The sequence below is a fragment of the Streptomyces sp. NPDC048506 genome, from assembly GCF_040651315.1.
Taxonomy (GTDB): domain Bacteria; phylum Actinomycetota; class Actinomycetes; order Streptomycetales; family Streptomycetaceae; genus Streptomyces.
Window position 1 is genome coordinate 19,676 of the sequence record NZ_JBEZIX010000073.1, and the last position, 19,596, is coordinate 39,271.

Below are 19,596 nucleotides of genomic sequence, written 5' to 3' on the forward strand. Positions count from 1 at the left end.
ACCCTAGTTAAGTGGAGGGCGGCAATCATGCCGCCATCCCCACCAGGGAGAGGGGTTCCATGCCCGTACGGCCTGCGATATCGGAAGCCGAACTGGAAGCTCACCTACGCGGAATCTGCTTCAAGACGGGTCCGCCGCGCCGCATCGGGGTCGAGATCGAATGGCTCGTCCACGATGCCCGCAACCCGCGATGTCCGGTCACCCCGCACCGGCTCGACGAGGCGGCCACCGCGCTCCGCGCGCTCCCCCTCACCTCGCTGCTCACCTTCGAACCCGGCGGCCAGCTGGAGCTCAGCTCGCTGCCCGCCACCTCGCTGACCGAGTGCATCGCGGCCGTGACGGCCGATCTCGCACTGGTCCGCCCCGCCCTGCTGGCCAGGGGGCTGGGCATGGCCGGCCATGGCCACAACCCGTGGCACCCCCCACGCCGGGTCCTCGACCAGCCGCGCTACAACGCCATGGAGGCGTACTTCGACCGCTGGGGCTCCGCCGGCCGGTCCATGATGTGCGCCACCGCGTCCGTCCAGGTCTGCCTGGACGCCGGGTACGAGGAGCCGGGGCCGCTCGGGCTGGGCCGGCGCTGGCTGCTGGCGCACCTGCTCGGGGCGGTGCTGACCGCGGCGTTCGCCAACTCGCCGACCAGCGAGGGCTGCCCCACGGGCTACCGCAGCACCCGCCAGGTCGTCTGGTCCCAACTCGACCCGGACCGCACGCTGGCACCGCCCCAGGCGGCCGACCCGCGCGAGGCCTGGACGCGCTACGTCCTGGACGCTCCCGTGATGTGCATCCGCACCGAGGAGGGCAGCTGGGACGCGCCGCCGGGGCTCACCTTCCGCGAATGGGTCCGTACCGGCTCGCCCAGACCGCCCACCAGGGAGGACCTCGACTACCACGTCACCACGCTCTTCCCACCCGTCCGGCCGCGCGGCCATCTGGAACTGCGCATGATCGACGCGCAGTCCGGCGAGGCCGGCTGGGTGGTGCCGCTGGCCGTCACGGCCGCACTGTTCGACGACCCGGAGGCCAGCGAGCGCGCCTACCGGCTGGTCAAGCCGCTGGCGGAGACGGCCGGTGCGCGGCCGGCCCCGCGCAATCCACTGTGGCGGCGGGCGGCCCGCTGGGCGCTGACCGACCCGGAGCTGCACGCCGCGGCGGTCGGCTGCTTCGCCGCCGCGCAGGAGGCGCTGCCGCGGCTCGGCGCGTCCCCCGAGGTGCGCGCGGCGGTCGCGGAGTTCACCGAGCGCTATGTGGCGCGCGGTCGCTGCCCGGCCGACGACCACCTCGACGCCCTGCACGCCGCGGAGGGCGCACTCGTTCTCGGCAAGGAGAGCACGTGACCATCGACCCCGAGCTCCTTCGTGAGCGGGCGGCCTCGGCGCTGCTCGCCGCCCGCGACCGCACCCGGCTGCTCACCACCTGTGTGGAGCACCCCGACCTCGTCGCCCAGCACTCCCCGCTGATGTCGCCCCTGGTGTGGGACCTGGCGCACATCGGTAACCAGGAGGAGCAGTGGCTGCTGCGCACCGTCGGCGGCCGGGACCCGCTACGGCCGGACATCGACTCCGTCTACGACGCCTTCGAGCATCCGCGCGCCGAGCGCCCGTCGCTGCCGCTGCTGGGGCCCGACGAGGCGCACGGCTACGTCGCCGAGGTCCGCGGCCGGGTGCTGGACCTCCTGGAGCGCACCCCGCTGCACGGCGGTCCACTGCTGGACTCCGGCTTCGCCTTCGGCATGATCGCCCAGCACGAGCAGCAGCACGACGAGACCATGCTCATCACGCACCAGCTGCGCCGCGGTCCGGCCGTGCTCACCGCTCCGGAGCCCCCGCCCGTCCCCGACGCGATCCTGCCCGCCGAAGTCCTGGTCCCGGGCGGCCCGTTCACCATGGGGACGTCCACCGAGCCCTGGGCGCTGGACAACGAGCGGCCCGGGCACACCCGGGTGGTGCCCTCCTTCCTGATCGACACCACACCGGTCAGCAACGGCGCCTACCAGCGGTTCATCGAGGCCGGCGGCTATCACGACCCCCGCTGGTGGGCCCCGGAGGGCTTCTCGCAGGTCCAGGAGCACGCGCTGCGTGCCCCGCTGTTCTGGAAGCGGGACGGCAACCAGTGGCTGCGCCGCAGGTTCGGGGTGACCGAACCGGTGCCGCCGGACGAGCCGGTACTGCACGTCAGCTGGTACGAGGCGGACGCCTACGCCCGCTGGGCCGGGCGGCGGCTGCCGACCGAGGCGGAGTGGGAGAAGGCCGCCCGGTACGACCCGGCGACCGGCCGGTCGATGCGCTACCCCTGGGGCGACCGGGACCCCGCGCCGGAGCACGCCAACCTCGGCCAGCGGCACCTGCGCCCCGCGCCGATCGGCAGCTATCCGGACGGCCAGTCACCGCTCGGCGTACGGCAGTTGATCGGCGATGTGTGGGAGTGGACGGCGAGCGACTTCCTGCCGTACCCGGGCTTCGTCGCGTTCCCCTACCGGGAGTACTCGGAGGTGTTCTTCGGCGCGGAGCACAAGGTGCTGCGCGGTGGGTCGTTCGCGGTCGACCCGGTCGCCTGCCGGGGCACCTTCCGCAACTGGGACCTGCCGGTCCGGCGGCAGATCTTCTCCGGGTTCCGGACCGCCCGGGACGCCGAACCGGAGGTGGGGGCATGAGCCGCGTACAACGGGAGGCGGACCACTGATGTGCCGTCATCTCGCCTATCTGGGGCCGGAGATCCCCTTCGGCCAGATCGTGCTCGCCCCGCCGCACGGCCTGTACCGACAGTCCTGGGCGCCGCGCCGCCAGCGGCACGGAACGGTCAACGCGGACGGCTTCGGGGTCGGTTGGTACGCGCCCGGCGACCCGGTGCCCGCCCGGTACCGGCGGGCCGGGCCGATCTGGGCCGATGAGCAACTGCCCGACCTGGGGCGGGTGGTGCGTACCGGCGCGCTGCTGGCCGCCGTCCGGGACGCCACCGTGGCCGGCCCGGACGCCGAGGCGGCGGCCGCGCCGTTCGCCGCCGGCCGCTACCTCTTCAGCCACAACGGCGCGGTGACCGGCTGGCCCGAGGCGCTCGCGCCGCTGGCCGCCGAGCTGCCGCCGGTGGAGCTGCTCCGCCTACCGGCCCGTTGCGACGCCGCCTTCGTATGGGCGTTGGTCCACCACCGGCTGGCGCGCGGCGACGAGCTCGGCGAGGCGCTGGCCGACACCGTCACGGCCGTCGCCGCGGCCGCGCCCGGCTCCCGGCTCAACCTGCTGCTCACCGACGGCACCACGATCGCTGCCACCAGCTGGGGCGACACCCTCTTCCATCTGGCCGTCCCCGGCGGCGGCCGGGTGGTCGCCGCCGAACCGTACGACGATTCCCCCCACTGGACCGAGGTGCCGGACCGCACCCTGGTGCGCGCCACCCGGAACGACGTCCACCTCACCCCGCTCAAGGAGCCCGCTACGTGAGCCCCCTCAGCATCACCCGCACCCTCCCTGCCGACGCCACCACGGCCGCGCTGCGCGCCGACGTCTCCCAGGGCCTGTCCCGTACTCCCAAGCAGTTGCCGCCCAAGTGGTTCTACGACGCCCGCGGCAGTGAGCTGTTCGAAGAGATCACCCGGCTGCCCGACTACTACCCGACCCGCGCCGAGCGGGAGATCCTGCTCACCCGCGCCGACCAGATCGCCGCGGCCACCAACGCCCGCACCCTGATCGAGCTGGGTTCCGGGTCGTCCGACAAGACCCGTCATCTGATCGGCGCGCTCACCGGACTGCACAGCTATGTGCCCGTGGACGTCAGCGAGTCCGCGCTGGCCGCGGCCGGCGAGGCGCTGCTGGCCGACCACCCCGGACTGACCGTGCACGCCCTGGTCGCCGACTTCCAGCAGGGCATCGAGCTGCCGGACACGCCCGGCCCGCGGCTGCTCGCCTTCCTCGGCGGCACCCTCGGCAATCTGGTCCCGGAGGAGCGCGCCGCGTTCCTGCGCTCCGTCCACGCCCTGCTGTCCCCGGGCGACGCCCTGCTGCTGGGTACCGACCTCGTCAAGGACGAGGCCACGCTGGTCGCCGCGTACGACGATCCGCAGGGCGTGACGGCCGCCTTCAACAAAAACGTCCTGCATGTCATCAACCGCGAGCTGGGCGGCGACTTCGACCCGGCGGACTTCGACCACGTCGCCCTGTGGAACACCGAACACGAGTGGATCGAGATGCGGCTGCGGGCACGCAAGGAGCTGACCGTCAAGATCCCCGACGTGGACCTCGCGGTGACCTTCGACGCGGGTGAGGAGCTGCGGACCGAGGTCTCGGCCAAGTTCCGCAAGGACGGCGTGCGCGCCGAACTCGCCGCCGCGGGAATGGAGTTGACCAACTGGTGGACGGACGGCGCGGAACGCTTCGCGCTGTCGCTGTCGTTCCGCGCCTGACCCGGGGCGCCTTCCCGGCCGGTGCGTCCTCGCGGGCGCGCCGGCCGGGTGCCATGTTCACGGCCGGTGTGGTTCGATGCCCCGACCACACGTGCGCACGGGACAGGCGTGCCGCGCGCAGACTTGAGGGGCAGGGGAAGCAGTATGGGGCTGGGGCTGGACCGACGGGGATTCCTCAGGGGCGCGGCCGGACTGTCGGCCGCCGGGCTGCTGGCAGGCGTCGGCAGTGCGCAGTTCACGGCCGGCGCGGCGGAGCGCGGTGCGTCCCGGCGCTCCGCGCCGTCCGTGCTCTCCGTACAGGACTGGATGTCCGCGCTCGGCGACGGCACGCCCGTCCAGCGGCTGACGATCCCCGGCACCCACGACTCCGGCGCCCGGATCGGCGGCCCCTGGGTCGCCTGCCAGAACACTCCCGTCGACGCCCAGCTGAACAGCGGCATCCGCTTCCTCGACGTCCGCTGCCGGGCCGTCGACGGCGTCTTCGCCATCCACCACGGCGCGTTCTACCAGGAGCTGATGTTCGGCGACGTGCTGGACGCCTGCCGGGCGTTCCTCGGGGCACACCCCTCGGAGACGGTGCTGATGCGGGTCAAGCAGGAGTACTCGGAGGTCAGCGCGGAGGAGTTCCGCGGTATCTTCGTCCGCTACCTGGACGACAAGGGCTACCGCTCCCTGTTCCGCCTGGAGGACGGCCTGCCGACCCTCGGCCAGGCCCGCGGCCGGGTCGTCCTGCTGGCGGACTCCGACGGCCTCGGCGGCATCCGCTACGCCGACCCCCAGCTCTTCGACATCCAGGACGACTACAACGCGGAGCCGTTCGGGAAGTACCCAAAGATCGAGGCCCAGTTCCGCAAGGCCGTCACGCAGCCCGGCAAGCTCTTCGTCAACTACGTCAGCACCGCCGCCCTGCTGCCGCCCCGCTCCAACGCCGACCGCCTCAACCCCCAGGTCAAGAACCTGCTGGAGGGCGCCGAAGGCAGCGCATGGACCGGCCTGGGCATCGTCCCGATGGACTTTCCGAACGAGTTCGGCCTGGCGGAAACGCTGATCCGACACAACCTCGCGGGGCGGTCGGTGCGTCTGACTCCGTGAGCGGGTCGCGGTCGGTCGGGGCCGGGCGCGGCCCGCTCACCCGGTTGGAGCAGTCGGCCGCTCGGCGAGCTGCCGTGGGCGTCCTCGGCCGCGCCGGGCCCGTGGGCCCGGCGCCGGCACGGGGCGGCAGCACGGCTCCGGGTGCGGCCGGTGCCCGGAATCCTCGGCGGCGGTGCGCGCTGATCCGCCCGGGTGATCCCACCAAGACCGCCCGCCCTGCCGCAGACTGGGTGACATGTCTGATTCCGGTGCCGCCCCCACGTCCGACGGGGCACCGCCGGCTGATGCGGCGAGGCGGCTGGTGGTGGAGACGAGCACAGACGGGACCGCACCTGCGCACCCTGTGGACGGGGCGGCGGCCGGGACCGTCGGGGCGCCGGCGGCCGGGCGCCGCGCCGGCCCCGTCGGACCGACCTGTGCGGGCCGCGGCCGGGCCGGCGTTCCGCTGCGGACGAGCGTGGCGCTCGGTGTGCTGGCCGTCGTGGTGGGCAGCACCGCGCTCGCCCTGGGCATGCCGTCGCGCGACCCGTTCCTGGCCGCCGGAGACCGCGCCACCGGCACCTACCTCGCCGTCCGGGCCGACGGCGACCAGGCCGCCGCCGCGGTGCTCGCCGGCCCGTACCAGGAGCGGCCCGGGCCGCCCGTGCCGGCCCGGGGCGCGGGCGGAGCGGCCGACCCGCTGTCGGCGTCCCGGCCGCTGGTGGCGGCCCCGGCGGCCCCCTCACCGGCGATCGGCGCGCTCTTCTCCCCGGGTGACGACGATGCTCCGGCGCACTACTGCACCGCGAGCGTGGTGCACTCCCCGGACCGGGACCTCGTCGTCACCGCGGCGCACTGCGTGCACGACGACGGGTTCCGCACCCGGCTCGTCTTCGCACCCGGACTGCACGACGGGATCGCACCGTACGGGTTGTGGGTGCCCACCCGCATCCATGTCGATCCCCGCTGGATCAGCGACCGGGACCCGGACCGCGATGTGGCGTTCCTGCGGGTCCGCAGGTACGGGCGGGCCGACAGCCGGATAGAGGACCTCACCGGAGCCGAACGGATCCGGTTCGACGCACCGGCCGGGCGCCCGGCCCTGTTGACCGGCTACCCCGCCGACCAGGACCGGCCGATCAGCTGCCGGCACACGGCGGAGGCCCAGGGACCGACCCAACTGCGCTTCCGCTGCCCGGGGTTCCCCAACGGCACGAGCGGCGGGCCGATGCTCACCGACCTGGAACGGGACAGCGGGACCGGCTCGCTGATCGGGGTGATCGGTGGTCTCGACGAGGGCGGTGACGACCTCACCTCGTACAGCAGCCGGTTCGGCGGGGCCGTGGCGGCGCTCTACCGCCGCGCCACCGCGGACCCGCCTCCCACGCCGGGCGTCAGGCCCCGCGTGGCACCACGGTCTTGAGGACGGACGGCAGTGGATACCAGTCGGCGGTGGCGAAACTGGCGTGCGCGGCGGCGAGTTGACCGACCCGGGCCAGCGCCTCGGCCTCGGTGGGACGGGTGCCGTCGATCACCGGGGGGACGTTGTGCGCGTCGGTCATGATGAGCAGGTAGTGCCGGGTGTCGTACCAGGCGGTGTCGATGGAGCCGTTCAGATACGTCGCGGCGTCGCCGTCGAACACCACGAACCACGGGCGCAGCGCCGGGTCCGCATAGCGGTCCCGCGGGTCGCCGGGTGCCGCGCCGTGCACCGCGGGGAAGGCCGTCGACTGCGCCAGCTTCCCCTGTGCGGCGAGGTCCTTCAGATGCGTCGCGTACTCGACGTCCGTCCACAGCTTGTCGAACGGATTGCTCTCCTCAAGCGTGCCCGGTATCAGCTCGAACAGGAACTTCCCGGCCAGATCGGCGCGCGAGGGCCAACCACCGGCGCGCACCGCCTCGTCGGGCGTGCGGTGTCCGGCCGTGAGATCGCCGGGCCCGTACACCGCGTCGCCCAGCTTCTGCCGCACCAGCGCGTCGAACTCCGCCGGGCCGCGTCCGCCCTTGGCGTTGAACCCGTCCTTCATCTCGACCTTGACCAGAATCGGACGGTGACCGGGGTGCGCGTCGTGCCAGGCCTTCATGTCGGCGAGGCAGCCGGCGAAGTCCTGGTTGCGGTCCTTGGTGCGCAGCTCCGAGGCGTTCCCGGCGCCCTCGCAGTTGTTGTTGTTCCCCAGCGGGTTGCTGTGCGAGACCCGCCAGGACCGGCCCAACCCGTTGGACCACAGGTCGAGTTCGAGCAGCGCGGCGCCGGAGTCCAGCGCGTCCGCGAAGTAGGGGTACTTCTCCTTGTCGTAGGCGTTGTGGACGCCCACGGACGTGCTGGTGCCGTATGTCAGGGCGGCCGGCTGGGCGACCGCCGACCCGGACACCGCCATGACCGCCGCCGCCGCGGCGGCGACCGTCCCCATGCACCGCTTACCGTTCATGTGCCCCGCTTTCCTCGGTCCTCGGTCGTCGGCCGCCCGGCCGCTCGACCCGAACGCCTCCTCGACCGGTCGGTCACCCGGTCGATCGGGGAGCAGCGTACGGGAGTTGAGGATGGTAGGACCCACGGGGTGGCTCGAACGCAGACACACGGCGGATGACGTCGATCGACCAGGAAGGGCCTGCACATGGCCGACACCAACAGCAACGCGAACACCCCCCACTCGGCAGCGCCGGGGACGGAGGCCGGTACCAGAACCACCGGTGGCGGCCTGCCCTCGCCGGCCCGCGAGGCCGGCGACCGTACCGGGCTGTCGCTCGCGGGAGCCGTGCTCACCGGAACGGTGGCGCTCTACATCACCCTCGTCGCCTTCGGCAACATCACCGACTTCGGCACCAACCAGCAGTTCGTCCGCCACGTCCTGGCCATGGACACCACGTTCCAGGACCCGGATCTGATGTGGCGGGCCATCACCTCGCACGCGCTCCAGGACGCGACGTACGTGGCGATCATCGCCTGGGAGACGGTGTCCGCCCTGGTGCTGATCGCGGGCACGGTGCTCTGGGCCGTCGGCATACGGCGTGGCGGGCTCACCCGCGCCCGGTGGGTGAGCACCCTCGGCCTGCTGATGGTGCTGGCGCTGTTCGGCGCGGGGTTCCTCGCGATCGGCGGCGAGTGGTTCGCGATGTGGCAGTCCAAGGCCTGGAACGGGCTGGAGGCGGCGACCCGCAATGTCACGGTCGCCGGGATCGCCCTGCTCGTCGTCCACCTGGGGGCGCCTGCCCGGCTCCGCGCGGGCACGGAGGAACGGGCCGGCGCCACGGTGTCCTGAGCCGGGACACCTCCTAGGGGGTGTCGTCCTCCGTGAAGCCCTGGAAGACCTGCTCCCAGAACGGCGATTCGTCGACCGTCGCGTCATGGGCCCGCATCCTCGTGCGGAGCTCTGTCGCGGCGGTGCGGCGCACCTGGGCGTCGTCCGCGTCGAGTTCGTCGCGGCGCTCGGCTATCAGCCCCGGGACCACCGCCAGATCGGGCAGTGACCAGGCCGCGGCGCCCTTGTAACCGGCGCCGTGGTCCCAACCGTTGGGGTCGTAGTGGTCGATCCCGCCGTGCTCGCTGCACACAGCAGACCACAGGGGTCCGACAACGCGGCTCGCCGAGCGGCGCGCCGGCCCCGCCTCACCACTCGATGCGGTAGCCCGTCAGCCAGTCGTCCGCGCCGGGACCGCCCCGCTCGGCGCCGTCCGGGCCGGCGGGGCGGCTGCCGGGCCCGCCCGACGCGGTGCGCCGGGCCAGGCCCGCGCTGGCCGCGACGACCCGCTCCACGCGCTCGCGGCGCAGCTTCTCGTACGCGACGAAGGCGCTCTGCGGCTCCGGATGGTCGCGTAGGCACTTGGCCAGGACGATGCCGTCCTCGATGGCCATGGAGGCGCCCTGGGCGGCGTTGGGCGCGGCGGCGTGCGCGGCGTCGCCGAGGACGACCGCGGTGTCGGTGTGCCACCTCGGGGTGCTGGCGATGTCGTAGGCGTTGGAGACGATGATGCGGTCGTCGGTGGCGCGCACGACGTCCGCGGCCGGGGTGTCGTCGTCCGCGAAGAGCGCGGCGACCCGTTCGCGCCAGGCCTCGGGAGTCGTGGCCGGCGGACGGGTGCGGTCCAGTTCCGTACCGGGGACGTTGGCGAACCACCAGATCTCGCCGTCGGGGGCGCGGGTGCAGCCGAAGAAGGCCCGCTGGCCGAAGATCATGGTGTAGGTGTCCGGCGGGAGCGCGACATCGGTGTCGCGGGCGTAGCCGCAGACGGTGTTCTGGCCGGTGTAACGGGGCTGCGGGGCGGCCGGATCGATCAGGGTGCGGGTGACGGAGTGCAGCCCGTCCGCACCGATGAGGAGGTCGCCCTCGGCGCGGCTGCCGTCGGCGAAGGTGGCGACCACCCGCTTGCCCTCGGGCGTGCGCACGGTCTCGGCGCCGACCAGCCGCTTTCCGTGCCGTACGGCGATGCCGCGGCGCGCCGCCTCGTTGTGCAGCACCTGGTAGAGGGTGGCCCGGCGCAGGGTGCGCGGGCCGAGTCCGGCGCCCTGTTCCGTGCCCGCGATGGGGCGTTCCCCCAGGCGGGCACCGTCGCTGCCGAGGAGTTGCACCCGCCGCGCCGGGAAGGAGTGGTCGACGACCGGGCCGTGGGCGTCGATCACCCTCAGTGCTTCGAGTCCGTTGGCGAAGACGACGAGGAAGGCGCCGACGTCGTCCGCGCCGGTCGGGTAGGCCTCGAAGACCTCGGCCGTGATGCCGGCCTTCTTCAGGGCCATGGCGGTCACCGCCCCCGCGATGCCGCCTCCGATGATCAGGGCTTTGGTCATGCCGATGTCCCCCCACGGTCGGGCCGCCGGGCTGGTCGTGGCCGGCGGACGGTGCGGCCCGGGTTGGCCGCACCTGTCCACCTTGGCCCGGCCGGGCCGGAAGATCCAGCCTGCCGCTTCCCCTCCCCCGTAGGAGGAGGGGAAGCGGGGAACCACCGCGGGGCCGGGACCGGGTCCCGAGCGCCCCGCGGACCGGGCCTCAGCCCGCGGCGTACACGTCCTCGATGTAGCGGCTGGAAGCGGTCAGTTCGCGCAGCCAGGCCTCGGACTCCTGCGGGGAGGCGCCGGTGTGGGCCGCGTGCAGCTCGCGGAAGGCGGCCCGTACGCCGGGCGCCATCCGACTGCCGTCGCCGCAGACGTACACCCGCGCGCCGGCCCGCAGCAACTCCCACACCTCGGCGGCCTCCGCGGCGATGCGGTGCTGGACGAAGCGGTGGCCGTTCTCCGGGCGCTCGCTGAAGACCGGGCGTACGGAGATCGCGCCGGCGGCCTCGGCGGCGGCGAACTCCGCGGCATGCAGGAAGTCCGCGGCCGGGTCGTCGCAGCCGAAGTACAGCCGGGCCGGTGCGGTCCGACCCGCGGCGACGCGGTCGGCGACGGCGCCGCGGAAGGGTGCCAGGCCGGTGCCGGCGGCGACCAGGATGACGGGAGTGTCGTCGGCCGGGTCGAGCCGGAAGGCCTCCCGACAGGGCTGGACGCGGGCCAGGACGGTGTCGCCGGGCCGTAGCGCGTGCAGATGGGTCGAGCCGGTGCCGCCGGGCAGCAGCGAGACCATCAGATCGGCGTGCCGGGCGTCGGAGGCGGGCGAGGACGACACCGAGTAGTGCCGGGTGCGCAGCGGCGGCAGCAGCTCCAGCACCGTCGGCCAGGGCAGCGCCCCGCGCAGCGCCGGGTGGTCCTCGATCAGCTCGATCACGGTGCGCGGGTCGTCCTCGGCGAGGGACTCCAGGGCGTGGCGCTCGGGCGGGCAGGGGTTGTGGGCGGCCAGCACGGCGACCTGGTCGGCCGTCGGCCGCATCCCCAACTCCAGGTGATAGGTCAGGAGTTGACGTACCGACAGCGGCCGGTCGACGGGCAGGGCGTCGCGGCCGGCGCGGCGGCCGGGGTGCACCGCGAGGACGGTGTCGAGGTCGGCGCCGAGGGCGCGGGCCGCCCGGTCCACGGTGGCCGGGGCGTTGGCCGGGAGCACGGCGAGGTGGTCGGCGGTGCGGTACTCGACGCCGTCCGGCAGCGCGAGCCGCAGGAAGCGCTTGGGCCGCGGCCAGTCCTGCGCCGTCAGGTCGTAGGCCTCGGTGACGGTCATCGGGGTGAGGTCGTGCCGGGCGGCGAGGGCGTCCAGCGGCCCGCCGGTGAGCTCGGTGACCGTGTAGCCGGTGTCCTCGGCCGCCGGCGCGTCCGCACCGATGCTGGCCGGGTCGCCGTACCGGGTGAGCAGCCGGGTGCGCAGCGCGGCGGCGAACTCCTTGACGGTGCCGTTGAGATCGCCCGAGGCGTCGGCCTCGGCGCGGGGCAGCAGCCGCCGGCCGCCGAGCGCTTCCAGGCGGTCGTCGATGAGGGTCGGTACGTGCTGGTAGGTGGCGGCCCAGTTGCGGTCGCCGACGCCGAGCACCGCGAAGGGGAGGTCCGTGGCGGCGCCGTCCGACGCGGTGGTCAGCCAGCGGACGAACGCGGCCGCGTCGTCGGTGGGCTGGCCGTTGTAGGAGGCCGCGACGATGACGACGGGCCGGTCCGCGGGGAGGTTCTCGGCGCAGGAGTCCAGCGGCGCCACCTCGGCGGCGAAGCCCAGGGTGGTGGCCTCGTCGGCGAGCCGCTCGGCGAACTCGCGGCAGGTGCCGTAGTTGCTGCCGTGCAGGAGCAGCAGGCCGGTGCCCTGGGGGACCCGGGTCGGCAGCCCGTCGTCGGCCGACGTGTCGGCCGCGGAGCGGAGCGGGCCGCCGGAGCGGCCGGGGAGGGTGTCCAGCGCGGCGCGGACCGCGGCCCGGTCGGCGGGCGTACGGGCGGCCAGGGTGAACGTGAACCCTTCCGGCTTGAGGGTGAGCGTCTCCTTGACGTCCAGCTGGTAGTCGCGGTGGTCGATCAGCCGGTAGCGGTGCGCGAGCAGGGCGAGCAGCATGGTCGCCTCGTGCAGGGCGAACTGCCGCCCGATGCAGGCGCGTTCACCGGTGCCGAACGGCTTGTAGGCGTGCGGGGAGCGGGCCGCCTCGGCGTCCGGGCTGAAGCGGGACGGGTCGAACAGTTCGGGGTTGTCGCCCCAGGCCGGGTCGCGGTGCAGCATCGGGGTGAGCACGGTGACCAGCTCGCCGGCCCTGAGCGGGTAGCGGCCGCCGATCACGGTGTCCTCGCGGGCCTGGCGGGTGAAGGCCGCGGCGGTCGGCCAGAGCCGTAGCGCCTCGTTGAGGACCTGCCGGGTGAACGGCAGCCGGCTGATGTCCTCGAAGGTCGGGTCGGGGTCGGCCTGGTCCCCCCACAGCTCGTCGGCCTCGCGCTGGACCATGCGCAGCGCGAGCGGGTCCTTGAGCAGGTGGTAGAGGGCGAAGGAGAGCGCGCCGGAGGTGGTCTCGTGGCCGGCGATGAGGAAGGTGATGACCTGGTTGCGTATGTTGGCGAGGTCCAGGGAGGGGCCGGTGGGCGCCGCGCCGTCGCCCTGGTCCCGGGCGCCGAGCATGAGGCCCAGCAGGTCGTCCTCACCGGTCTCACCGGTCGTCGTGCGGGCGGCGATGACCTCGTCGACGACGGTGGCGAGGTAGTCCGCGTCGGCGCGGAACGCCGCGTCCGCCGCCGAGTGGTCGCCGTCCGGGTCGCGGGCGAACTTCTTCATGCTCCATTCCAGGCAGCGCACCATGGCCTCGACGAACGGGTGCGCGGCGTCGCCGCGGGAGAACGACTCGAAGTCGAAGCCGAACCCGGCGAGCCCGATGGTGTCCAGCGTCATCCGGGTCATGTCCTCGGCGACCTGCACCGGCGAGCCGTCGGCCACCTTCCGGTCCCAACTGGCCATGACCCGGCGGGCGACCCGGAGCATGGCCGGGTGGTACGTGCGCATCGAGCCGAGCGCGAAGGCCGGCATCAGGACCTCGTGCGCCTTGGCCCAGTTGGGCTCGTCGTTGTAGGCGGTGAACAGACCGTCACCGGCGAACTCCCGGACGTTCTCCAGCACGACGGAGACGCCCTTGGCGAAGCGGGTCTCGTCGGCGACCTCGGTGACCAGATCGAGCGAGGTGAGGAAGAGCGTCTCGCGTTCGCCGAGCCTGCGCTTGAAGGCCGGACCGTGGATCCGGGCGAGGTCCATGGCCTGCTGCATGGGCTTCTTGGTGAGGCCGGTCGCCGTGATGTCGACCACCGGAATGCCGTCGTCGGCGGCGCGTTCGTCACTGTGGAGTGCGATGGTGTCGGTCATGTCTCCAGCGTGCGGGGCCCGGAGCGCGGCTCACGCCCGGACAACTGCATGATTGTGCAGTGTTTTTTCGCTGCGGGCCCTTGCCTGCGGACCGGAGAAGGGGCAATGGACAACGGGACTGCCGACGGCGCACCAGGGGCGGGGACGCACTCCGCCCACACACCGCCCCGTGCGTCGTCCGGACACGTCGACGCCGGGCACGTCAACTCCGGACACGTCGACTCCGGACACGTCGACCACGCCGGGCCGTACGCCGACGGCCCGTGGCGCAACTACTTCCTGATCCTGCTGGACCGCATCCCCACTCCGATCGCGGTGTGCCGCAGCGACGGTGAGGTGCTGATCGCCAATCCGGCGATGTCCGTGCTGTGGGGTCTGGCTCCGGGGCAGCTGCGGGGCCGCAATCTGCTGGACCTCTTCAAGCCCCGGGCGAAGGCGCAACTGCTCCGGATCGAGGAGGCGGTGCGGCTGGGCCACCGGTCACGCTACCCGGTCGAGGTGCACTGGCGGGCCGGGGCTGACGGGTCCGAGCGGGAGGGGGAGCTGACGGTGGATCCGGTCGGGGACCCGTCCGTACAGCCGCCCCCGCTGCTGGCGGTGCTGCGGGTGCGGGAGACCGTCCCGCCGCCGGCGGCCCCGCCCAGCACGGCGAGCCCGGTGGAGGCCCGGATCCTGGCGCTCGCCGCCGGTGGTGCCACCACCGCGTCGATCGGTACCGCGCTGGGTCTGACGGTCGACGGGGTGAACTACCACCTCACCCGACTGGCCCGCCGCTGGCGCGTACAGGGCCGTACCGCGCTGGTCGCCAAGGCGTACGTGCTGGGCGTGCTGTCGCCGGACAGCTGGCCACCGGCGCCGGCCTGACCCGGCCGGGCCCACCGCGGCGCACGGCGGCCCACGGCGGGGCGGCCCGGGGGTCCGGCGGCACCCCCGTGCGGATAACCTCCAGGTGTGGACGAGAACGCAGCCGCGCAGTTCGAGCGCGGAACGGACGGCCCGAAGGTCATCGTCGTCGGCATCGACGGCTCCGACTCGTCGTGGCGCGCCGCGGCCTATGCGGCCGGGCTGGCCAGGCGGCAGGCGTCGAAGCTGGTGCTGGTCTACGTCCAGCCGGTGCTGCCGGCCGGCGCGGCGATGGGCGCCCCGGTGGCGGACGCGACGAACGAGGTCGCCGAGGAGCTGATGGCCGAGATCCGCGAGGCGACCGAGCGGCTCCAGGGGATTTACCAGGTGCGCTGGGAGTTCCACACGCTGCGCGGCGATCCGTACAACGGCATGGTGCAGATGGCCGACGACCTCAAGGCGGACGCCGTGGTGGTGGGCGCCTCGGAGTCGGCCGGGCACCGCATCATGGGCTCCGTCGCGGTCCGCCTGGTCAAGGCCGGTCGCTGGCCGGTCACGGTCGTCCCGTAGGGCCGGCTCCGCTGGTGGGGCCGGCCGGGCTGAGGCACGGTGGGGGTGGACGGGCGGAGCGCCGCCCCGGCGAGGGAGAGCACCGTGACCGACCGCACGTATCGCGTGACCGAGATCGTCGGTACGTCCCAGCAGAGCGTGGACGCCGCGATCAGCAACGGCATCAGGCGTGCCTCGCAGACCCTGCGCAACCTCGACTGGTTCGAGATCACCCAGGTGCGCGGGCATCTCGTCGACGGCGAGATCGACCACTACCAGGTCGGACTGAAGGTCGGCTTCCGGCTGGAGGACGCCGACTGACGCTCCCCGACACGTCCCGGGCACCCGTTCGCCGCCCCTCGGACGTCCGCCTTCCGGTATGCGTTACCGGGCGAGTCCCACCCTTAACTTGTGGAGTCGTCTTCCTCCAGCGCCCCAAAGGGACCATGATGATCCGCCGTTGGAGCACGACGGAGTGAGCCTACGGAGGGTTGACCCATGGGGTTGCGCGCGGGAAAGGGCGTATTGCGCCGCAAACCGATCGAGCACATCGAGGAGGCGGAGGGCCCCGCGAGCCAACAGCTCACCCGGGCACTGGGCCTGTGGCAGCTGACCGCCATCGGTGTCGGCGGCATCATCGGCGCCGGCATCTTCACGCTGGCCGGCACCGTTGCGAACGGAAAGGCCGGGCCCGCGGTCCTGGTTTCCTTTCTCATTGCGGGAATTGCGAGCGCCGCGGCGGCTTTTTCGTACGCGGAATTCGCCGGGCTGATCCCCAAGGCCGGCTCGGCGTACACCTACGGCTATGCGGTGCTCGGTGAGGTGGCCGGCTGGTTCATCGGCTGGGACCTCCTGCTCGAATACACCGCGATCGTCGCGGTGGTCGCCATCGGCATCTCCGGCTACTTCGGCTTCCTGCTCGGCGAGGTGGGCCTCGATCTGCCCGCCTGGATGCTGGGCGCGCCCGGGACCGGCCCGGGGCACCGGGTCGACCTGTTCGCGGCGGTGCTCTGCCTGCTGATCGCCTATCTGCTCACGCTCGGCATCAAGAACGCCGCACGCTTCGAGACCATCGTGGTGGGTCTGAAGGTCCTGGTGGTCGTGGTCGTCATCGCCGTCGGCTTCTTCCACATCAACACGGACAACTACCACCCGTTCTTCCCGTTCGGGGTGAGCGGGGCGTTCACCGGCGCGGCCACCGTGTTCTTCGCGGTCTTCGGGTACGACGCGATGAGCACCGCGGCCGAGGAGTCCAAGGACGCCCAGCGCCACATGCCGAAGGCGATCATGTATTCGCTGGCGATCTCCATGGTGCTGTACGTCCTGGCCTGCCTGGTGCTGACGGGTATGCAGGACTACAAGTCCATCGACCCGGAGAGCGGCTTCTCGTCGGCGTTCAAGTCGGTGGGCCTGACCGGGCTCGCCGACGTCATCGCGGTCGGCGCGATCATCGGCATCCTGACCGTCATGTTCACGTTCATGCTGGGCGTGACCCGGGTCTGGTTCTCGATGAGCCGGGACGGTCTGCTGCCGAAGTGGTTCGCCAAGACCAGTCCCACCCACCACGTGCCGACCCGGGTGACCTGGATCGTCGGCGTCGCCTCCGCGGTGATCGCGGGCTTCCTGCCGATCGGCGAGGCGGCCGAGCTGACGAACATCGGCATCCTGCTGGCCTTCGTGGTGGTCTGCGTCGCGGTGATCGTCCTCCGCTACAAGCGCCCGGACCTGCCGCGCTCGTTCCGTTGCCCGGGGATGCCGGTGGTGCCGGCGATCGGGGTGTGCTTCTCGCTCTGGCTGATCACGTTCCTGGAGTGGCAGACCTGGGTGCGCTTCGTGGTCTGGTTCCTGATCGGCATGGTCGTCTACTTCATGTACTCCTACCGGCACTCGAACCTGGCGCGGGAGGAGAGCGAGAGCTCCGGGTGAGCCGCGGGCCGCGGTGAGCCGGATCGGGGACCGGCGGGCGGATGCCCGCCGGTCCCCTTTCCGTGAGCGGTCGGGGTCAGAACACGAACGGTCCGGGTGACTGTGCCGAGGTGGCGTTGCAGGTGGCCGTGATCCCCAGCACGGTGACCGTGAGGGACTTGGCCTCCAGACTGTCGCCCGCCGCGACCGTGCCGCTGAGCGGCCCCGTGGACACCGCGCTGCCGGCCGGGATCTCCGGGTTGGCGTTGCCGCTGAACTGGGTGCTGTCCGAGCCGTTCTTGGTGAGCGTCAGCGTGGACTTCACCGAGTTCGCACCGATGTTTATCGGCGACGTGATCGCCGAGGTGGACAGGCTGATCGTGGCGGCCGTGCCGTCCTGGGTCGCGGTGAGCGTCGCCGTACCCGAGCCGTACGAACCGCAGTCGAAGGAGAGGGTGGCGGTGTCGGGTGTCACCGCGGTCGCGGCCGGTGCCATCGCCAGGGTGCCGACGACGGCGACGGCCACGGCGAGCGCCGTCCCGATGCCGTGCGTGCCGGGTCTGAGGTGCCTCATGGGGGTACCGCCTTCGTGAGGGGGGTGACAGGTCCGTGACACCGGCCGTCGAGGGGTACGTGAGGGAACGACAGGCAGCCACGCGGGGCCCGCGGTCGGGCTCCGTGCCGACCACGTCCTGATCCGGTGGGATCTGACGTTGAGTCAGCGACCTGAATCGCGGATCCATTGAGGCACGCGCTCCGAAAGAGAGCAAGGCAGCCACCTCATGATTTTTGCCATGCCCACGCCGACCCGGCCAAGCGGCCACGCCCGGCGCTCAGCCGGCGATCCAGCCGCGCCCGCCGCACAGCCGGCGGTCCGGACCGTCACCCTGGTCCTGCCTCCTGGGCTGTCAGGTCGACGGGCGGCGGGCCGCGACGCCACGGCGCGCCGCCCCCGCCATCCGCTCCCCGGCAGCCGCTCCCCGGCAGCCACCGCCCGGACCGCCGCGCCAACCACCGCACGAACGTGCCGGGTTGATACCGCACCACCTGCCACAGCCACGGGCCGAACTGATGCCGCCACAGCCACCACGGCAACCGACGGCGGGCCACGTACCCCCAGAGGTCGTCGTCGGCCTCGTTGCGGCGCGGACAGCGGCGCAGCAGATCCAGGCAGCGCCGGTCGACGGTGCAGTGCAGGCGGGCGGTGTGGCCGAGGGCGACCAGGCCCTGGTGACGGAGGGCGGCGTCCGACGACTCCAGGGCGCGCTCCAGGGCCCGGGCGACCCTGGGCAGGATCGCCGCGGCGTCGGGGTGGGTCAGGGCGAGGCCGATCACCGCGACGCCGACCAGCTCCTCCCCGCGTTCGAACGCGGCGTCCACCTCCTCGGGCCGGTCGGTGCCGAGCAGCGCGGAGCTCTCCTGCCAGTTCATGCCCTGGCCGGACGCGGCGCGGTCGAGGAGGAACTCCCGCCGCCCGTCGGCGAGTCGGCGTCCGCCGTCGACGGCTGCGCCCTCCTCGTCACAGGCGCGCCGACTCCGTTCGAGGTAGTCCCAGACCCGCCGGGCGTCCGGCCCGTCCGGTGCGCGCGGCCCGTCCGGTGCGAGCGGCCCGTCCGGTACGTACTGTCCGTCCGGTGCGTGCTGCCCGTCCCGCGCGGCGGCCCGACCGGTCCTCGCCTCGTCCGTCGATGCATCGGCGATCTCCCGGCACACGGCGGCGAGTTCCGCCGGGTCGTGGCCCGCCCGGTGGATCCGGGCGAACGCCTCGCCGGGGCCCGCGCCGAGGTCGCAGCGCCGGAGGAAGGCCAGTTGGACGGTGTCCTCGGCGGTCAGACGGCCGTTCAGATGCCCCCAGGCGAGTTCGGGGGCCTGAAGGGCCACCGCGTAGCGGACGAATTCGGCGGGAAGAACGGGGTGCGGGACATCGGTCCCATCGGGCGGCAGCACCGGGTGAGCCTACCGAGAACCGGCCGACGCACCGGAGTTGGCCCCGCGCCACCCCTTGGCGCGCACCTGCCCGGCACCAAGAACGAGCGCGCTCCGACAACGCACCTGGGAGAGCGTCGCGGGCCCGGCCATGACCCATCGGACAGACCCTAGAGCCCGAAGGAGTCGGCCAGGGTGTCGATCTGCGCGGTGAGCAAGGTCGATGCGTGGTGCCCCATCCCGGTGTAGTGGCCGGACACCTCCAGGCCGACCGTGCCGTGCAGCTGCGACCAGGCCAGCACCGTACCGGCGAGGGCGATGCCCGCCGCCTTGCCGTGCGGCGGCAGCCCGGTGTGCTGCGCCACCCAGTCGGCGACGCCGTCGTCCTTGTGTACCCATGCGTCCATCTCGGCGACGGCCGGCCGTAGCGCCTTTGCGGGCGCACCGGTGGCGAACGCCTTCAGGAACGGCCCCAGGACGGCCCGCGCGCGCTGGAGCGTGTCGGACGGAGCCGCGTAACCGGGGAGCGGCGTTCCCTGGATCAGGAGATAGCGGTGCGGCTGCGCGACGGCCCAGCTCCGGTAGGCGCCGGCGAGGGCGTGCAGGGTGGACCGCGGGTCCTCGGCGGAGCCACTGTCGGCCTGTGCGATGGCCTGCGCCACATCGTCGTAGGCGTCCCGGATCAGCTCGCCCAGTAGATCGTCCCGGCCCGCGAAGTAGCGGTAG

The 19,596-nt window shown here is 73.0% G+C and carries 18 protein-coding genes; 11 read left to right on the forward strand and 7 right to left on the reverse strand.

Annotated features, from left to right (window positions below):
• Positions 1–59 precede the first annotated feature (59 nt).
• The 6 genes from egtA (at position 60) to AB0C96_RS38840 (ending at position 6,890) form a co-directional block, all read left to right on the forward strand.
• Positions 60–1,337 carry an ergothioneine biosynthesis glutamate--cysteine ligase EgtA gene (gene egtA / locus AB0C96_RS38815; RefSeq protein WP_362924467.1) on the forward strand — a complete coding sequence of 426 codons (1,278 nt, stop codon included), beginning with the start codon at positions 60–62 and terminating at the stop codon, positions 1,335–1,337.
• Positions 1,334–2,653 carry an ergothioneine biosynthesis protein EgtB gene (egtB, locus tag AB0C96_RS38820; RefSeq protein ID WP_362924468.1) on the forward strand — a complete coding sequence of 440 codons (1,320 nt, stop codon included), beginning with the start codon at positions 1,334–1,336 and terminating at the stop codon, positions 2,651–2,653. The genes egtA and egtB overlap by 4 nt, the downstream gene beginning before the upstream one ends.
• A gap of 28 nt (positions 2,654–2,681) precedes the next feature.
• Entirely contained in the window at positions 2,682–3,437 is a 756-nt protein-coding gene (egtC, locus tag AB0C96_RS38825) for an ergothioneine biosynthesis protein EgtC (protein WP_362924469.1), read from the forward strand.
• Entirely contained in the window at positions 3,434–4,396 is a 963-nt protein-coding gene (gene egtD / locus AB0C96_RS38830) for an L-histidine N(alpha)-methyltransferase (RefSeq protein ID WP_362924470.1), read from the forward strand. The genes egtC and egtD overlap by 4 nt, the downstream gene beginning before the upstream one ends.
• 144 nt (positions 4,397–4,540) lie before the next feature.
• A complete protein-coding gene (locus AB0C96_RS38835) occupies positions 4,541–5,488 on the forward strand; it encodes a phosphatidylinositol-specific phospholipase C domain-containing protein (protein WP_362924471.1) in 948 nt (315 codons plus the stop codon).
• A 235-nt stretch (positions 5,489–5,723) separates the two neighbouring features.
• Positions 5,724–6,890, forward strand: a complete 1,167-nt coding sequence (locus tag AB0C96_RS38840; RefSeq protein WP_362924472.1) for a trypsin-like peptidase domain-containing protein — start codon at positions 5,724–5,726, stop codon at positions 6,888–6,890.
• Here AB0C96_RS38840 and AB0C96_RS38845 read toward each other — a convergent pair.
• Positions 6,862–7,896 carry a phosphatidylinositol-specific phospholipase C domain-containing protein gene (locus AB0C96_RS38845; protein ID WP_362924473.1) on the reverse strand — a complete coding sequence of 345 codons (1,035 nt, stop codon included), beginning with the start codon at positions 7,894–7,896 and terminating at the stop codon, positions 6,862–6,864. The genes AB0C96_RS38840 and AB0C96_RS38845 overlap by 29 nt on opposite strands.
• Before the next feature lie 186 nt (positions 7,897–8,082).
• Between AB0C96_RS38845 and AB0C96_RS38850 the strand changes: the two genes are divergently transcribed.
• Positions 8,083–8,727 (forward strand): DUF2165 domain-containing protein, encoded by a 645-nt coding sequence (locus AB0C96_RS38850; protein WP_362924475.1) that lies wholly within the window; start codon positions 8,083–8,085, stop codon positions 8,725–8,727.
• A gap of 13 nt (positions 8,728–8,740) precedes the next feature.
• Here the strand turns inward: AB0C96_RS38850 and AB0C96_RS38855 are convergent, their stop codons facing one another.
• The 3 genes from AB0C96_RS38855 to AB0C96_RS38865 all read right to left on the reverse strand — a co-directional run bounded on the left by AB0C96_RS38855 (position 8,741) and on the right by AB0C96_RS38865 (position 13,647).
• Positions 8,741–9,019 carry a hypothetical protein gene (locus tag AB0C96_RS38855; protein ID WP_362924477.1) on the reverse strand — a complete coding sequence of 93 codons (279 nt, stop codon included), beginning with the start codon at positions 9,017–9,019 and terminating at the stop codon, positions 8,741–8,743.
• 55 nt (positions 9,020–9,074) lie between these two features.
• A complete protein-coding gene (locus AB0C96_RS38860) occupies positions 9,075–10,250 on the reverse strand; it encodes an FAD-dependent monooxygenase (protein WP_362924479.1) in 1,176 nt (391 codons plus the stop codon).
• A gap of 199 nt (positions 10,251–10,449) precedes the next feature.
• Complete coding sequence (locus AB0C96_RS38865; RefSeq protein WP_362924481.1) at positions 10,450–13,647, reverse strand: cytochrome P450; 3,198 nt, start codon at positions 13,645–13,647, stop codon at positions 10,450–10,452.
• A 105-nt stretch (positions 13,648–13,752) separates the two neighbouring features.
• On the opposite strand from AB0C96_RS38865, the gene AB0C96_RS38870 reads away from it, so the two are divergent.
• The 4 genes from AB0C96_RS38870 to AB0C96_RS38885 all read left to right on the forward strand — a co-directional run bounded on the left by AB0C96_RS38870 (position 13,753) and on the right by AB0C96_RS38885 (position 16,965).
• Positions 13,753–14,511 carry a PAS domain-containing protein gene (locus tag AB0C96_RS38870; protein ID WP_362924483.1) on the forward strand — a complete coding sequence of 253 codons (759 nt, stop codon included), beginning with the start codon at positions 13,753–13,755 and terminating at the stop codon, positions 14,509–14,511.
• An 87-nt stretch (positions 14,512–14,598) separates the two neighbouring features.
• Positions 14,599–15,060, forward strand: a complete 462-nt coding sequence (locus AB0C96_RS38875; protein WP_362924485.1) for a universal stress protein — start codon at positions 14,599–14,601, stop codon at positions 15,058–15,060.
• An 84-nt stretch (positions 15,061–15,144) separates the two neighbouring features.
• Complete coding sequence (locus AB0C96_RS38880; RefSeq protein WP_362924487.1) at positions 15,145–15,360, forward strand: dodecin; 216 nt, start codon at positions 15,145–15,147, stop codon at positions 15,358–15,360.
• A 177-nt stretch (positions 15,361–15,537) separates the two neighbouring features.
• The gene (locus AB0C96_RS38885) at positions 15,538–16,965 is read left to right on the forward strand and encodes an amino acid permease (RefSeq protein WP_362924489.1); all 1,428 of its coding nucleotides are present in this window, start codon (positions 15,538–15,540) and stop codon (positions 16,963–16,965) included.
• Between the two features lie 76 nt (positions 16,966–17,041).
• Here AB0C96_RS38885 and AB0C96_RS38890 read toward each other — a convergent pair whose 3' ends face one another.
• From AB0C96_RS38890 to AB0C96_RS38900, 3 genes are all read right to left on the reverse strand, one after another.
• Positions 17,042–17,518: a hypothetical protein gene (locus AB0C96_RS38890; protein WP_362924491.1), complete on the reverse strand. Its 477-nt coding sequence runs from the start codon at positions 17,516–17,518 to the stop codon at positions 17,042–17,044.
• A 308-nt stretch (positions 17,519–17,826) separates the two neighbouring features.
• On the reverse strand, positions 17,827–18,891 hold the full coding sequence (locus AB0C96_RS38895) for a hypothetical protein (RefSeq protein WP_362924493.1): 1,065 nt from the start codon (positions 18,889–18,891) through the stop codon (positions 17,827–17,829).
• A gap of 149 nt (positions 18,892–19,040) precedes the next feature.
• Positions 19,041–19,596, reverse strand: a 556-nt coding sequence (locus tag AB0C96_RS38900) for a TetR-like C-terminal domain-containing protein (protein WP_362924495.1), incomplete at its 5' end; no start/stop codon positions are given.